Raw genomic sequence first — 13,859 nt, 5'->3', positions numbered from 1 at the left:
TCTGTCCTCGAAGCCGATCACCGGTGTTCCGGGGCTGTTCCCGAATGCGTTGTCTGCGACGGCAGACGGCAATCTGCTGATGGGCAACGGGAGTGTGATCTATACGGTGGACCCCGCAACGGGGGCCGCAGTGCCTTACGCATCGTTCCCGGCGGGATACGGTTCAGGCGGTGATTTCATCACCGTCTCCGACGGAGACATCATTGTTTCCGCAAGCGCTACTGTCGCAGATGGTGGTTCTCCGCTGTTTCGGTTGCATCCCGATCGGACTTTTACGCGGATTGGTACGATCCCGTCGTCGTTTGGTCTCGCCCAGTCGAGTGGGGTGGTGTACTCCGCTGGACCGGATGGGATCCTGAGGTCGATCGACGCGCTCCCCGCCGGCCCGTCTACGGCTATGCTCCCGACCACCCCGATCGCAGATGCGGGTGGAGCCCAGCTCTACGGTGCAACGTCGAAACAAGATTCCGGCTGTGCGCCCTTCTTCCAACAGCAAAAAGTTTCGGACAAGGCGTCCTACGTCGTCAGTGATCCGGTCACGTACACCATCACGGTGACGAATACGGGTCCATACCCGGGGACGGCAGCGCTGGTCGACCCTGTCCCGTCGACAGTTCTTGCCAGCACGGTCACCTGCGTGGGGTCCGGCGGTGCGACCTGTACCGGCAGCGTGGTCGGGAATGTCGTGTCGGGGAGTATCGACGCTCCGCCGGGCGGTGTCGCCACGTTCACAATCTCAGGTACGGCAGTGGCGGCGGGAAGCGCGACCAACGTGGCGACGGTCACCCCTACGACGACAGGCTGCGGGCCGGAGTGCGGCGGTGGCGACGCATCGACATCGAGTGTCATCGCGAGCGCTGATGCTCGGTTGTCGTTGGTGAAGACGGCCTTTCTGGTGGACACGAACGGGAATGGTCTGGCCGATTCGGGCGAAGCCATCAATTACACGTTCCTGGTGACGAACACGGGGAACGTGACGGTGTCCACGGTCGGGGTGACCGATCCGAAAGTGGGTCCGGTGTCCTGCCCGGCGCAGACGCTCGCGCCCGGCGCGTCCACCACGTGCGCGACCGTGTCGTCGTACTTCGTGACCGACGCGGATGTGCTGGCGGGCGGCGTGGTGAATACGGCGACTGCTCAGGGCACGCCGCCGCCGGGGATCGCCCCGATCGTGCCGCCGTCGGATACAGTGACGACCCCGACCGCGGTCCCCGTCGGCGGGCTGGCGATCGCCAAGTCTGCGCAGTTGAACGACGCGAACGGTAACGGGCTGGCCGACGCCGGCGAGACCATCCAGTACTCGTTCCTGTTGACCAACACGGGCACGGTGGCGTTGTCCACGGTCGGTGTGACCGACCCGAAAGCGGGAAGCGTGACCTGCCCGCAGGCGACGCTTGCGGTGGGGGCGTCGGAGACGTGCACGGCGGACAACCTGTATACGGTGGTGGAAGCCGACGTGCTCGCTGGTGGTGTGCAGAACACTGCCACCGGTCACGGAACACCTCCGCCCGGGGTCAGCCCGATCGCGCCGCCGACGGACACGATTGTCGTACCGTCTCCGATCGCAGGCGCTGGGCTGTCGCTGCTGAAGTCGGCGCAACTGAACGATACGAATGGTGACGGCCTGGCCGACGTCGGCGAGACCATCCAGTACTCGTTCGTGCTGACGAATACCGGCAACGTCACGCTGAATTCCGTCACGGTCTCCGACCCCAAGGCGGGCCCGGTCACTTGCGCCGCCACAACCCTGGCACCAGGTGCGGCGACGACGTGCACGGCAGACAACCTGTACACGGTCACTGAAGCGGATATCGTCGCTGGAGGTGTGGTGAACACCGCCACGGGCGGTGCCACGCCGCCGCCGAACGTGGGCGTGATCCCGCCGACGGACACGCTGACGACTCCGACTCCCGCCGCAGCAGCCGGTCTGGCGCTCGTGAAGTCCGGGCACCTGAACGACGCGAACGGGAACGGGTTGGCGGACCCCGGTGAGACGATCGACTTCAGCTTCGAGCTGACCAACACCGGCAACATGACCCTCACCGCTGTCGGGGTGTCCGACCCGAAGGCCGGCGCCGTCACCTGCCCCACCGCCACCTTGGCACCGGACGCATCGGAGACATGCACGGCAGATGCTGCGTACACGGTAACGGAGGCCGACATCGTGGCCGGGAACGTCGTGAACACGGCGACCGGTACCGCCACGCCGCCGGCTGGTGTGAACCCGATCGTCCCGCCGGTGGACACCGTCACCATCCCGGCCGCGATTCCTGTCGGGTCGCTGACGCTGGTGAAGAACGCGCACCTCAACGACGCGAACGGGAACGGGTTGGCCGATCTGGGCGAGACGATCGACTACACATTCGATCTCACGAACACCGGAAACACCACCCTGTCCGCCCTCGCGGTCGACGACCCGAAGGCGGGAAGCGTGACCTGCCCGCAACCGACGCTCGCGCCTGCCGCGACGATCACCTGCACGGCAGACAACCCGTACACGGTGACAGAGACAGATATCGAAGCGGGAGACGTCGTGAACGTCGCAACCGCCAACGGAACACCTCCCGCAGGGGTCCCACCGATCGTGCCGGCCAGTGACACCGTCACCACCCCGGTCAACCCGGCCGAGGTGATCCCTCCGGGTGGCCCGGGCAACCCTGGCCCCATCACTCTGGGACCGTCGGTTGCGACCGGCGGATACCTTGTCACGAACGCCCCTTCCGGCTGGCTCTGGGGCGTCGGATCCGCAATCGCCTTGATCGTGGCCGCTGGAGGGTCGATCCTTCTCCGAAGAAAGATCCGGTCCCGCTGGTGACGGCTCGGCAGACCACGTAGCGGGTCGGCCCCTCCTCGTCGAAGTGCTCGTTGTTGCGTGCGACACGCCGTAAGGGTGCGCAACAACGAGCACTTCGGCGGCTGAGAGCGCCCGCAGCAGCACGGCGCCGTTCGCAGCCGCCAGAAAGGGAGGGTCGCTAGGATTCCAGCAACGTTCACCGAATCGAGGGGTGCCGATGACCGATCTGCCGCGACGCCGCCAGCGCGCCCGCGGACCGGAGGGGGTGCGTCACGGCCGCCTGCCGCGCCGCCGGGGGAGCGTGGCCGTGCTGAAGCTGCTCGCCGCGGCCGTGGCCATCGTGTTCGTGAGCGTCGGCTCTGTCGCGGCCTACGCGGTGTGGGATGTGACGCGGTCCATCAAGACCGGCGTGCACCTCCAGGCGCTTCCCGGGCATTCGGCGATCCCCGCGGACATCCCCAACGTCGCCGCGATCCCGGGCGGCGTCAACCTGCTCCTGGCGGGGACGGACAGCCGCAGCGACCTGGGCGGCGTCTACAGCAGCTCCGACGAGCAGGATGCTTCGAGCGGCGCGGGCAACAACGACGTCACGATGCTGCTGCACATCGCCCAGGACCATAAGAGCATGATGGTGGTCAGCTTCCCCCGCGACCTGATGGTCCCCATCCCGTCGTGCCCGGATCCGAAGGGCGGCACGATCAGCGGCACCTCGTACGCGCAGTTCAACACGGCGCTTTCGCGCGGGGGGCTGAACTGCGTGGTCGCGACGGTCTCCAAGATGACCGGGGTCGACATCCCGTTCGCAGCGCTCATCAACTTCAACGGTGTCAGCGCCATGTCGGATGCGGTCGGCGGTGTGAACGTCTGCCTGGCGACGCCCGTGAAGGACGACTACACCAATCCGCCGCTCGACCTGCCGGCCGGCGAGAACACGATCGTCGGGGATATCGCGCTCTCGTTCCTGCGCAGCCGGCACGGCGTCGGCGACGGCAGCGACCTCGGCCGCATCTCGAACCAGCAGGTGTTCCTCTCCGCCCTGGCACGGAAGATCGTCAGCGGCGGCGTGCTGTCCAATCCGGTGCAGCTCTATTCGCTCGCGAAGGCCGCCGTGAACAACATCACGCCGTCGGAGTCGCTCACGAACCCGACGACGCTCGTGCAGATCGCGCTGGCGCTGAAGGACACGGGCCTCCAGAACATGGTGTTCGTCCAGTACCCGGCCGTGAGTGACCCCGACAACCCGAACCGCGTGGTCCCGCAGGAATCCGCGGCCGACGCGCTCGACGAGGCGCTGGCCAACGACCAGCCGGTCAAGCTCACCGGCTCGACCGGCCGCGCAGCCGAGGATCCGACCGCGACCTCGTCGCCGGCGCCGTCCGCAGGCGGGGAGCCGTCGCCCACCACTCCGGCGAGCCCGAGCGCGGGCGCCGACACCGGCACGGCGACGGGCACCGGAGCGACGCCGACGCCGACGGGCACCGGCGGCCCGGTCGACCTGCCGTCGACGATCACCGGTCAGACCGCCGCGCAGCAGACCTGCACCAAGGGCAACGACTAGCGGAGCATTAGGGCTGCGGCGGCACCGCCAGGAAATGCCAGCCGAGCCACCACCAGAACAGCATCACCGTGAGGCGCGCCGCACGGTCCGCCATGACGAGGTCGAGCAGGCTGCTCAGCCGGGCGACACGCAGTGGGCTGATGCGCGCCTGGACGACGAGCGCAGCCAGCAGGATGCCGCACAGCACGAAACCCGCGACCGTGATCTCCCTCACCGGCGCCACCCCCTCCGCACCAGGACATAGCCGCCGAGCAGCCAGAGCGCCGCGAGCACTGCGCGCGCCGGCGGCCAGGCGAGGACGGGATCCATCAGGTCGGAGAGGGCGGGGAAGTCCTGCGTCCCGCCTGGCATCAAGCGGCCCAGGAAGAACGCCCCGATCTCCCACAGACAGCCGCCGGCGATGACCGCCGACCACAGGTACGCGGCACGGCGGAGAGCGCGGCGCTCGGCGGCCGGGCGCTCACGGCTGCCGGTGGGCCGCTCGCGGTCGGCCCAGGCGACCGGGAGCAACAGCACGCCGATGCCCACGACGACCGCGGTGTCCACCGTCCCGTAGAGCGGGCTCACGCCGAAGGCGAGCGCGGCGACGACGATGAGCACGCCGGCCACGATCCGTTGCGGCAGGGTGTCCCGGTCGCTGGTGAGTCTCAGGGGGATGCGCAGCCAGCCGAGCTGGTCCAGAACGAGCACGCCGGCGCCGAGCCCGTAGATCCAGGCGTCGACCGGCGCACCGCGGATGACGTGGAAGAGCGCGGTGAGGAGCAGGATGCCCACCCAGGACAACCGGGTCAGGACCACGACCCGATCGGGTCGCGCCGTCCCGTCGCCCCGCGCCGGCTCGGGATGCGCGCCGCGGCCGGGCCGCCCCTCCGCCGGGTTCTCTGCCGCATCCTCACGCTCGGACATGGCCGCACTCTACGCCGGACGCGCACGATTCCGGTCGCCCGCACCGCGATGTTGCCAGCGGCCATTCCAGGCCCTTGAATGAGAGCATGACCAACGTGAAGATCGAGCGGATGTCGTCGCTCCAGTTGAGGGTGCTGCTCATCGCCATCCTGGCGAGCTTCGTCGCCTTCCTCGACGGCGCCGTCATCAACGTGGCGCTTCCGGCGATCGACCGCGAGCTCGGTGGCGGCCTGCCGCTGCAGCAGTGGGTGGTGGACGGCTACCTCGTCACGCTGGGCTCTCTGATCCTGATCGCCGGATCGCTCTCGGACGTGTTCGGCCGCAAGCGGGTGCTGTACGCGGGCCTGATCGGCTTCGGCGTGACCTCCCTGCTGTGCGCGTTCGCGCCCGACGGCGTGTTCCTCGTCGTCGCGCGGGCGTTGCAGGGCGTCGCCAGCGCGCTGCTGGTGCCGAGCTCGCTCGCGATCATCATCTCCCGCTTCGACGGGCCGGCGCAGGCCAAGGCCATCGGGCGATGGACGGCGTGGACCGGCATCGCGATGATCGCAGGCCCGGTCATCGGCGGCATCTTCGTGGACACGCTGTCGTGGCGGTGGGTCTTCGTCATCAACGTGATCCCGATCGCTGTGACCGTTTTCCTGCTGATGACGCTCCGCGACTCGACGGCGGACACCGGGATGGGCGGGCGAGTGGATGTGCTGGGCGCGATTCTGGGATCCGTGGGCCTCGCGGGGACGGTCTTCGCCCTCATCGAGCAGGGGGCGTACGGCTGGACCAGTCCCCGCGTCTGGATCCCGCTGCTGATCGGTGTGCTCAGCCTCGTCGCCTTCTTCGTGGCCGAGACGCGCGTGAAGCAGCCGATGCTCCCGCTCGGGCTGTTCAGCGTCCACAACTTCTGGGTGGGCAACATCTCCACCTTCTTCGTCTACGGCGCGTTGTCGTTCGGGCCGCTGATGGTCACGCTGTTCCTGCAGCAGGTTGCGGGGTACTCCGCCATCGCTGCCGGGTTCGTCTTCATCCCGTCGACGCTCTGCATGCTCCTGCTCTCGGGGTTCTTCGGCGGACTGGCGGGACGATACGGCCCGCGTCTCTTCATGGCGATCGGACCGATGATCGCCGCCCTCGGCTTCCTCTGGCTGCTGCTGATGGGGACGGACGTGAACTACTGGACGGGATTGCTTCCGGCCGTGCTGCTCTTCGGTGTCGGACTGTCGATCACCGTCGCGCCGTTGACCAGCGCGATCCTCGGGGCGATCCATCCCGAGCAGGCGGGAATCGCTTCCGCCGTGAACAACGCCGTATCGCGCATCGCCGGCCTCCTGGCGGTGGCCGCAGCGGGCATGATCATCGGCGGGAAGCTGGATACCGAGGGCCTCCACCGCGCGATGATCGGCGCAGCCCTCCTGCTGCTCGTAGGAGGCGTGGTCTCGGCGTTCGGCATCCAGAACCGGGCGCGCGTCGCCCCGAAGATTCAGACCGTCACGGACTGACCCGCCAGGGCGAGCATCGCCACATCCACGATCGCGCAGGTCATGATCAGCTGCATGAGCAGGCGGGTCGGACTGCGCCGCAGGAGCAGCGCCACTCCCGTGACGGCAGCGGCGAGTCCGATCACCAGTCCCGCGAGGAGCAGCGGGCGAACCGGCAGGCCGGGACCGAAGGTGATGAGCAGCGTCCCGACGGCCAGTGCGCCGAACGACAGCAGGCCGCTGGGCCGCGCGCCGAGGCGGTGCGGGAGGCCGCGGACGCCGGTGCGCGCGTCATCCTCCAGGTCCGGCAGCACATTGGTGACGTGCGCTGCGACGCCGAGCAGGGCTCCCGCGGCGTAGACCCACCACTGGGGGAGCGCCGGATGCTGCTGGCCGAGAGTCGCGACGGCAGGGAGGAGGCCGAACGCCACGGCGAAGGGCACGAACGAGAAGAGCGAGGACTTCAGCCCGAGGTTGTACGCCCAGCCGCCGGCGATGACCACGAGGTGAGCGGCGAGCGCACCGGGCCCGAGGACGATCGTGACCAGGACGGCGGCTGCGAGCGCGACGAAGGCGGCTGCCCGCACAGCGGCGACGGAGACGTCGCCGCGCGCCGCCGGCTTATCGGGGCGCTCCACCGCGCGGTCGCGGGCCGCATCCAGCCAGTCGTTGCTCCAGCCGATCGACAGCTGGCCGCACAGGATGGCCGCCGCGAGCACCGCGAGACGTCCGGGCTCGTAGCCGAGGCCGACGCCGAGGAGGGCCGTGATCAGGGTGACGACGAGCGTGGGGCCGGGATGGCTGGCGAGGAGGAGGGAGACCACCTTCTTCGCCATGCCCGCCATCGTAGCGGGGTGGCCGGGTGCGGAGCGGGGCGGCCGGGTGCCCGGCGGGGCGGTCGGTTAGCATCGAGACATGCGGGCAGCCCGACGCAGGACCACCGCGGTCGCCGCCGTGGTGCTCTCGGCGACGCTGGCGTCCGTCGTCCTCGTCGGCTGCGCCGGGGGAGCGGGCGGCCACGCGAGGGACGCAGCGGGCACGGCGACCGGTCCGGCTACGACTGGGCGGCCGGGTTCGCCGACGGTGGCCACCGCGTCGCCGACGCCGACCATGGACCCCGTCGAGGCCTACGCACGGCAGCGGCTCTCGAACCTGACGCTGCGCCAGAAGGTCGCCGGGCTGTTCATGCTGCACGCTCCGGGCACGGATGCGGCAGCGCTGCGCGGGTTCATCGACCGCTACGGGCTCGGCGGATTGATCCTGATGGGCGACAACATCCCCGCCACACCCGCGGAGCTCGCAGCGCAGACAGCGACGATGAAGGCGTCCGACCCTGACCTGCCGCCCCTGATCGGCGTGGATGAGGAGGGCGGAGACGTCACGCGGCTGGGGTGGGACGATCAGCCCGGCGCCGAGACCCTCCGACGGCAGGATCCGGCAGCCACGCGGGCGGCGTTCGCCCGGCGCGCCCAGTTGCTGCACCAGGCGGGGATCAGCGTCAACTTCGGGACCGTCGCCGATGTGACAGCCGACCCCGCGTCCTTCATCGCGGACCGGGTGCTCGGCACCGACCCGGCCGGGGCTGCGGCCCATGTCGCCGCCTCGGTGACCGGCGAGCGGGGGACCGTTCTCAGCACCCTGAAGCACTTCCCCGGACATGGGGAGACCGAGGCCGACTCCCACCATTCGGTCCCCGCGACCAGCCTGTCGAAACAGGACTGGTCGGTCCGTGACGCGCCGCCCTTCCGGGCGGGCATCGACGCAGGTGCGGAACTGGTCATGTTCGGTCATCTCGCCTACACCCAGGTGGATGCGGCGCCCGCGTCGCTCTCGCCCGCCTGGCACCGCATCCTCACCGATGAGCTCGGATTCCGCGGGGTGAGCATCACCGACGACCTGCGGATGCTGCAGGACACCGGGCTCCCGCAGTACCAGGATCCCGGAGAGAACGCGGTGCAGGCCATCGCCGCGGGCAACACCATGGTGCTCGAGGTGCAATCCTCCGGCACGGACCCGGAAGCGCTCATCGACGCGGTCGTCGCCGCCGTGCAGCAGGGCCGCATCCCGCTCGCCCAGGTCGACGCGGATGCGTTGAAACTGCTGCAGCTGCGGCATTCGCTCGCCGCCGAAGAGTGACGCGTCAACTTTTTTCGCGATTTCCGGAATAGCCACCCAGTCCATGCGCTTGCATGTATCGACGCGGGTGGACCGGCCGCCCGGCGCGCGACTTCCTGAAGGAGACACCGTGACCATCGAGATCCCCGGCTACAAGGCTGGTACCTGGACCATCGACCCCATCCACAGCGAGGTCGGGTTCAGCATCCGTCACCTGATGATCAGCAAGGTGAAGGGCGTGTTCGAGAACTTCGACGCCACCTTCGTGACGGCCGAGAACCCCCTCGAGTCGACGGTCACGGCCAAGGCCGACGTCGCGTCCATCAACACCAAGGACAAGAACCGGGATGCGCACCTGCGCACCGGCGACTTCTTCCTCGCCGACGAGCACCCGACCATCGACTTCGTCTCGACCGGCGTGCGCCACGAGGACGGCGACTTCCTCGTCGACGGCGAGCTCACCATCAAGGGCGTCACCAAGCCGGTGACCTTCGAGTTCGACTTCGGCGGCTTCGGCCAGGACCCGTACGGCAACTACAAGGCCGGCGCGACCGCCAAGACCAAGATCAACCGCGAGGACTTCGGCCTCAGCTACAACGCCGCGCTCGAGACCGGTGGCGTGCTCCTCGGCGAGGAAGTCACCATCACGCTCGAGCTGCAGGCCGTCCTCGCCGCCTGACCTGAGCCTTCCCGCACCACCCCCGTACCACCCCAGCACCGCCCCGCACAGAAAGGGAGGATGCTCCCGCCGACTCGGCGCGAGCATCCTCCCTTTCCTGCGTTCTGAGGTCTAGAGGTGGTTCGACGCCTCCGTCAGCACCGATTCGAGGATCTGACGGATCTCGACGAACTCGTCCGGCCCGACGGTGAGCGGCGGAGCGAGCTGCACGACCGGGTCGCCCCGGTCGTCGGCGCGGCAGTACAGCCCCGCGTCGAACAGTGCCTTGGAGAGGAAGCCGCGGAGCAGGCGCTCCGACTCGTCGTCGTCGAAGGTCTCCTTGGTGGCCTTGTCCTTCACCAGCTCGATGCCGAAGAAGTAGCCGTCGCCGCGGACGTCTCCGACGATCGGCAGGGCGAGCAGCTTCTCGAGCTCCGCGCGGAAGAGCGGTGAGTTCTCGCGCACGCGCTCGTTGAGCCTCTCCTCCTCGAAGATGTCGAGGTTGTCGAGCGCGACCGCTGCGGAGACCGGGTGACCGCCGAAGGTGTAGCCGTGGTAGAACGACGTGTTGCCGTGCTTGAACGGCTCGTACAGCCGATCGCTGATGATCGTCGCGCCGATGGGGGAGTACCCGCTGGTCATCCCCTTGGCGCACGTGATCATGTCCGGCACGTAGCCGTACTGGTCGCACGCGAACATGTGGCCGATGCGGCCGAAGGCGCAGATGACCTCGTCGCTGACCATGAGCACGTCGTACTTGTCGCAGATCTCGCGCACCCGCTGGAAGTATCCCGGGGGAGGCGGGAAGCATCCACCCGAGTTCTGCACCGGCTCGAGGAAGATCGCCGCGACCGTCTCCGGGCCCTCGAACTGGATCATCTCCTCGATGCGGTTCGCCGCCCAGACGCCGAAGGCCTCCAGGTCATCGGCCGGGGCGCCCATCTCGGCCGCCCGGTAGAAGTTGGTGTTCGGAACGCGGAAGCCGCCCGGCGTGAGCGGCTCGAACATCTCCTTCATGGCCGGGATGCCCGTGATGGCCAGGGCGCCCTGCGGCGTGCCGTGGTAGGCCACCGCGCGGGAGAGGACCTTGTGCTTGGTCGGCCGGCCCTGCAGCTTCCAGTAGTACTTGGCGAGCTTGAACGCTGTCTCGACGGCCTCGCCGCCGCCGGTGGAGAAGAAGACGCGATTGAGGTCGCCGGGGGCGTAGGAGGCCAGGCGGTCGGCCAGTTCGATCGCGTTGGGGTGGGCATAGGACCAGATCGGGAAGAAGGCGAGCTGTTCGGCCTGCTTCGCTGCCGTCTCGGCCAGGCGCTTGCGGCCGTGGCCGGCGTTCACGACGAAGAGCCCGGAGAGGCCGTCGATGTACCGCTTGCCGTGCGAGTCCCAGATGTGGTGTCCCTCGCCGCGAGTGATGATGGGGACGCCGTGGCCCTCCTCCATCACGGACTGACGGGCGAAGTGCATCCAGAGGTGATCGCGCGCTTTCGCCTGCAGGGTCGCCTCATCGGCCGTGATGGGCTCGCCGAACGTGTCTACGGTTGTCGTCATGGTTATCGCGTTCCCCAGTTGTAGAACTGTTTGTGGAGTTTCAGATACACGAACGTCTCGGTGGAGAGCACGCCCTCCAGCGTCCGGATCTCGGAGTTGAGCATCGTGATGAGGTCGAGGTCGTTCTCGCACACCACTTCGGCCAGGATGTCGAAGGTGCCGGCTGTCAGCACCACGTAGTCCACCGCCGGCATGGCCGCCAGCTTGTCGGCGATCGTGCGCGTGTCGCCTGTGCAGCGAACGCCGATCATGGCCTGCCGGTAGAACCCGAGCTGCATGGGGTCCGTGACCGCTACAATCTGCATCACGCCCGACTCGGTCAGCTTCTGGACGCGCTGGCGCACAGCTGCCTCGCTGAGACCGACGGCTTTGCCGATCTCGGCGTAGGACTTGCGCCCATCCACCTGCAGTTGCTCGATGATCGCTTTGGACACGTCGTCGATCACTGCAGCCTTCTGGCCGCTTGTTACCCGAGGGGTGCTCATGGAGCGATTCTGTCAGCGGATGGGGTGCCTGGCAAGCGATTCCGCATCTTTTCGGCGGTTTGGGTGACGAAATCGTTAGAAGTCGTGCTCGTGGCGCACGGTGCTCCACCGCGGCGGCCCTTCCGGCGGGCTACGCTTGCATCGACCACGGGCAGAAGCGTGCGGGGCGGGAATCCCGGGCGCAGCGATCAGGAGGAGCCGACGATGACTGGCGGCTTCGTCCGGTATGCGCCCACCGCCGGTCCCTCCCGCTGGCTGCTGGTCGCCGGCCGGCGATTCGTCGCCGCGGTCGAGAGCACGGCCTCCGACCAGATCGTCGACGCGGTGTACTGGCTCGCCGACTCGGATCTCGCGACCATCGAGTCCGTCGTCGGAGCGTTTCCGCTCGCCGGCCCGGACAGTGTGCGCTCGTTCGCGGTCGCGGAGATCGGCGAGCCGAACGCGGCGGGCGAGGTCACCGTGACGGCCGTGGTGCGCGGCGCGGCGGCCATCGACGTCTTCTCCGTCGGAGGGTCCCGGCGGTTCTCGGCGGGTGGCGTCCAGCCCTGGGTGCTGGCGGAGTTCCGCGCGGTGAACGGACTGGTACTGCAGGGAGACGACGCGGCGACCGGACCCGTCGCGCGGCTCGCCGTCGACTCGCTGCCGTTGCGGGTGGGCGTGGCCGACGGTGAGCTCCTGACCTGGACGCTGAAGCCGATCGAGCGCGCGGCGCGTGGCGGAGCGCCGGCGACGCAGCCGGCCGTCGAAGGCGGGGCAGCGGAGGACGACGCCGCGGTCGACGAGACCATCATCCGTGGCCGCAATCCGAGCTCCAGCCTCTTCGGTGGCCGGGCGACGGCCGACGGCGAGGAGGATGTCCCCCCTGCTGCGCATCCCGCTCCCCACGAGCTCGCCGGGGCCGTGGACATCGAGGAGCCACCGGCCGCTCGCCCCGGCTCACGGGTTCTCGCCGGCGACACGCCGAGCGTCTCCGCCGGCCGGCTCCTGATCGACACCGGGGATGTGCTTCCGTTGACACAGCCCGTCGTCCCTCCTCCGGCTCCCGCGACGTTCGCGGCGCGGCTGCCGTCGGGGGACAGTCTGGTCCTCGACGTCCCGCTGGTCATCGGCCGCCGTCCGGCGCAGCAGCGCGTCGCATCGGGCGCAGAGCCGCGCCTGGTCACCGTTCCGTCGCCCACGCAGGAGGTCTCCTCCACCCATGTCCGCATCGAGCAGTCGGGGGACGCCATCGTCGTCACAGACCTCCGATCGACCAACGGGACCGTTGTGACCGGTCCCGGCGGCGCGCGGCGGCTGCGGCCGGGGGAGTCCGCCGTGGTGCTCGCAGGAGCGAGGGTCGAGATCGGCGACGGTAATATCATCGAGATCACCGAAGCCCCAGAAGAAGGACGCGAGTGACGCAGATCGGTCGCAGCAGCAGACGCCACACGGTGGCCGTCCCCGGCGACACCGACGCGCGCATCAGCCTCTCCTGGGCGGCGCTCAGCGACACGGGCTACCGGCGCAGTGTCAATGAGGACAGCCTCCTGGCCCGATCGCCGATCTTCGCGGTCGCGGATGGGATGGGCGGCCACACCGCCGGAGACTTCGCCAGCACCGCGGTCGTCACGCGCCTGGCCGAGAAGGTGAAGGCCGACTTCGTCGGAGAGGTCGCCCTCACCGAAGCCCTGCGGTCGGCGGTCGACGACATGGGTCGCGGCGTCGGCCACACGGACCTCGGCACCGGGACGACCGTGACCGGGATCGCCCTCACCCTGGTCGACGGCTCGCCGTACTGGCTGGTGTTCAACATCGGCGACTCGCGAGTCTACAGCTACCGGGACGGTCTGCTCGAGCAGCTCACGGTCGACCACTCCATCGTGCAGGAGCTGCTCGACGCGGGCGCCATCTCGCCGGCCGAGGCGGAGGTCCACCCGCACAGCAACGTCATCACGCGGGCCGTGGGGTTCAACGAAGACCCGGTCCCCGACTACTTCCTGCTCCCGATCGTGGCCGGGTCGCGGCTGCTGGTCTGCTCCGACGGCCTGACCAAGGAGCTGACCGAGCACGGCATCCGCTACTTCCTGGCGGAGGGATCGTCGCCGCTCGACGCCGCACAGCAGCTGATGGATGCGGCCCTCGGCAACGGAGGACGCGACAACGTGACCGTCGTGGTCGTCGACGTGCTGGCCACTCCGGAGTCCGGGGCGCATCGCGAGGGCGCATCCCACCGGGCCGCTCCCCGGCACTGATTCTGTCCCCCGACTTGGGGGTGAAGGAGTTGTCCCCAGTGCGGGTTCGACCCCGCCGACGGCGGGAATCGGCTGCCTACAATTGCCAGACACTC

Annotated in this window: 12 protein-coding genes and 1 pseudogene; 8 read left to right on the top strand and 5 right to left on the bottom strand. The window is 68.9% G+C overall.

All coding sequences use genetic code 11. The features are described 5' to 3' along the window. Positions 1 to 79: 79 nt before the first annotated feature. The 3 genes and pseudogenes from ACPYOG_RS00430 to ACPYOG_RS00420 all read left to right on the top strand — a co-directional run. Positions 80 to 736 (top strand): annotated as a pseudogene (locus ACPYOG_RS00430) (hypothetical protein); the annotation flags it as partial. 159 nt (positions 737 to 895) lie between these two features. Beyond that, a complete protein-coding gene (locus ACPYOG_RS00425; RefSeq protein ID WP_481292319.1) occupies positions 896 to 2,815 on the top strand; it encodes a DUF7507 domain-containing protein in 1,920 nt (639 codons plus the stop codon). A 196-nt stretch (positions 2,816 to 3,011) separates the two neighbouring features. Beyond that, entirely contained in the window at positions 3,012 to 4,352 is a 1,341-nt protein-coding gene (locus ACPYOG_RS00420; protein ID WP_481292295.1) for an LCP family protein, read from the top strand. 7 nt (positions 4,353 to 4,359) lie between these two features. Here the strand turns inward: ACPYOG_RS00420 and ACPYOG_RS00415 are convergent, their stop codons facing one another. Further along, positions 4,360 to 4,566, bottom strand: a complete 207-nt coding sequence (locus tag ACPYOG_RS00415; RefSeq protein WP_139230627.1) for a DUF6186 family protein — start codon at positions 4,564 to 4,566, stop codon at positions 4,360 to 4,362. After that, on the bottom strand, positions 4,563 to 5,258 hold the full coding sequence (locus ACPYOG_RS00410; RefSeq protein ID WP_481292294.1) for a hypothetical protein: 696 nt from the start codon (positions 5,256 to 5,258) through the stop codon (positions 4,563 to 4,565). The genes ACPYOG_RS00415 and ACPYOG_RS00410 overlap by 4 nt, the downstream gene beginning before the upstream one ends. A gap of 86 nt (positions 5,259 to 5,344) precedes the next feature. On the opposite strand from ACPYOG_RS00410, the gene ACPYOG_RS00405 reads away from it, so the two are divergent. Next, positions 5,345 to 6,748, top strand: a complete 1,404-nt coding sequence (locus ACPYOG_RS00405) for an MFS transporter (protein WP_481292293.1) — start codon at positions 5,345 to 5,347, stop codon at positions 6,746 to 6,748. On the opposite strand, the gene ACPYOG_RS00400 is transcribed toward ACPYOG_RS00405, so the two are convergent. Then, a complete protein-coding gene (locus tag ACPYOG_RS00400; protein ID WP_481292292.1) occupies positions 6,730 to 7,563 on the bottom strand; it encodes a UbiA family prenyltransferase in 834 nt (277 codons plus the stop codon). The genes ACPYOG_RS00405 and ACPYOG_RS00400 overlap by 19 nt on opposite strands. Before the next feature lie 79 nt (positions 7,564 to 7,642). On the opposite strand from ACPYOG_RS00400, the gene ACPYOG_RS00395 reads away from it, so the two are divergent. Then, complete coding sequence (locus ACPYOG_RS00395; protein WP_481292291.1) at positions 7,643 to 8,863, top strand: glycoside hydrolase family 3 N-terminal domain-containing protein; 1,221 nt, start codon at positions 7,643 to 7,645, stop codon at positions 8,861 to 8,863. 109 nt (positions 8,864 to 8,972) lie between these two features. Then, the gene (locus tag ACPYOG_RS00390; RefSeq protein ID WP_481292290.1) at positions 8,973 to 9,521 is read left to right on the top strand and encodes a YceI family protein; all 549 of its coding nucleotides are present in this window, start codon (positions 8,973 to 8,975) and stop codon (positions 9,519 to 9,521) included. A 111-nt stretch (positions 9,522 to 9,632) separates the two neighbouring features. Here ACPYOG_RS00390 and ACPYOG_RS00385 read toward each other — a convergent pair whose 3' ends face one another. Together ACPYOG_RS00385 and ACPYOG_RS00380 are read right to left on the bottom strand one after the other, a co-directional pair. Then, positions 9,633 to 11,048 carry an aspartate aminotransferase family protein gene (locus ACPYOG_RS00385; protein ID WP_481292289.1) on the bottom strand — a complete coding sequence of 472 codons (1,416 nt, stop codon included), beginning with the start codon at positions 11,046 to 11,048 and terminating at the stop codon, positions 9,633 to 9,635. A gap of 2 nt (positions 11,049 to 11,050) precedes the next feature. Then, positions 11,051 to 11,533 (bottom strand): Lrp/AsnC family transcriptional regulator, encoded by a 483-nt coding sequence (locus tag ACPYOG_RS00380; RefSeq protein ID WP_090037276.1) that lies wholly within the window; start codon positions 11,531 to 11,533, stop codon positions 11,051 to 11,053. A gap of 204 nt (positions 11,534 to 11,737) precedes the next feature. On the opposite strand from ACPYOG_RS00380, the gene ACPYOG_RS00375 reads away from it, so the two are divergent. Continuing rightward, positions 11,738 to 12,931, top strand: a complete 1,194-nt coding sequence (locus tag ACPYOG_RS00375) for an FHA domain-containing protein (protein ID WP_481292288.1) — start codon at positions 11,738 to 11,740, stop codon at positions 12,929 to 12,931. Continuing rightward, positions 12,928 to 13,764 (top strand): PP2C family protein-serine/threonine phosphatase, encoded by an 837-nt coding sequence (locus ACPYOG_RS00370; RefSeq protein ID WP_090037273.1) that lies wholly within the window; start codon positions 12,928 to 12,930, stop codon positions 13,762 to 13,764. Before ACPYOG_RS00375 ends, ACPYOG_RS00370 begins: the two co-directional genes overlap by 4 nt. Positions 13,765 to 13,859 lie beyond the last annotated feature (95 nt).

It is taken from the genome of Leifsonia sp. HAY1-4F (genome assembly GCF_056755275.1).
Note: the sequence above shows the minus strand (reverse complement) of the source record. Positions and strands in the feature narration are given on the sequence as shown.

Excerpts from the sequence above, each read along its gene's own strand:
- ACPYOG_RS00375 (WP_481292288.1), top strand. The coding sequence starts at position 11,738 with ATGACTGGCGGCTTCGTCCGGTATGCGCCCACCGCCGGTCCCTCCCGC.
- ACPYOG_RS00420 (WP_481292295.1), top strand. The coding sequence starts at position 3,012 with ATGACCGATCTGCCGCGACGCCGCCAGCGCGCCCGCGGACCGGAGGGG.
- ACPYOG_RS00380 (WP_090037276.1), bottom strand. The coding sequence starts at position 11,533 with ATGAGCACCCCTCGGGTAACAAGCGGCCAGAAGGCTGCAGTGATCGAC.
- ACPYOG_RS00405 (WP_481292293.1), top strand. The coding sequence starts at position 5,345 with ATGACCAACGTGAAGATCGAGCGGATGTCGTCGCTCCAGTTGAGGGTG.
- ACPYOG_RS00400 (WP_481292292.1), bottom strand. The coding sequence starts at position 7,563 with ATGGCGAAGAAGGTGGTCTCCCTCCTCCTCGCCAGCCATCCCGGCCCC.
- ACPYOG_RS00410 (WP_481292294.1), bottom strand. The coding sequence starts at position 5,258 with ATGTCCGAGCGTGAGGATGCGGCAGAGAACCCGGCGGAGGGGCGGCCC.
- ACPYOG_RS00395 (WP_481292291.1), top strand. The coding sequence starts at position 7,643 with ATGCGGGCAGCCCGACGCAGGACCACCGCGGTCGCCGCCGTGGTGCTC.
- ACPYOG_RS00385 (WP_481292289.1), bottom strand. The coding sequence starts at position 11,048 with ATGACGACAACCGTAGACACGTTCGGCGAGCCCATCACGGCCGATGAG.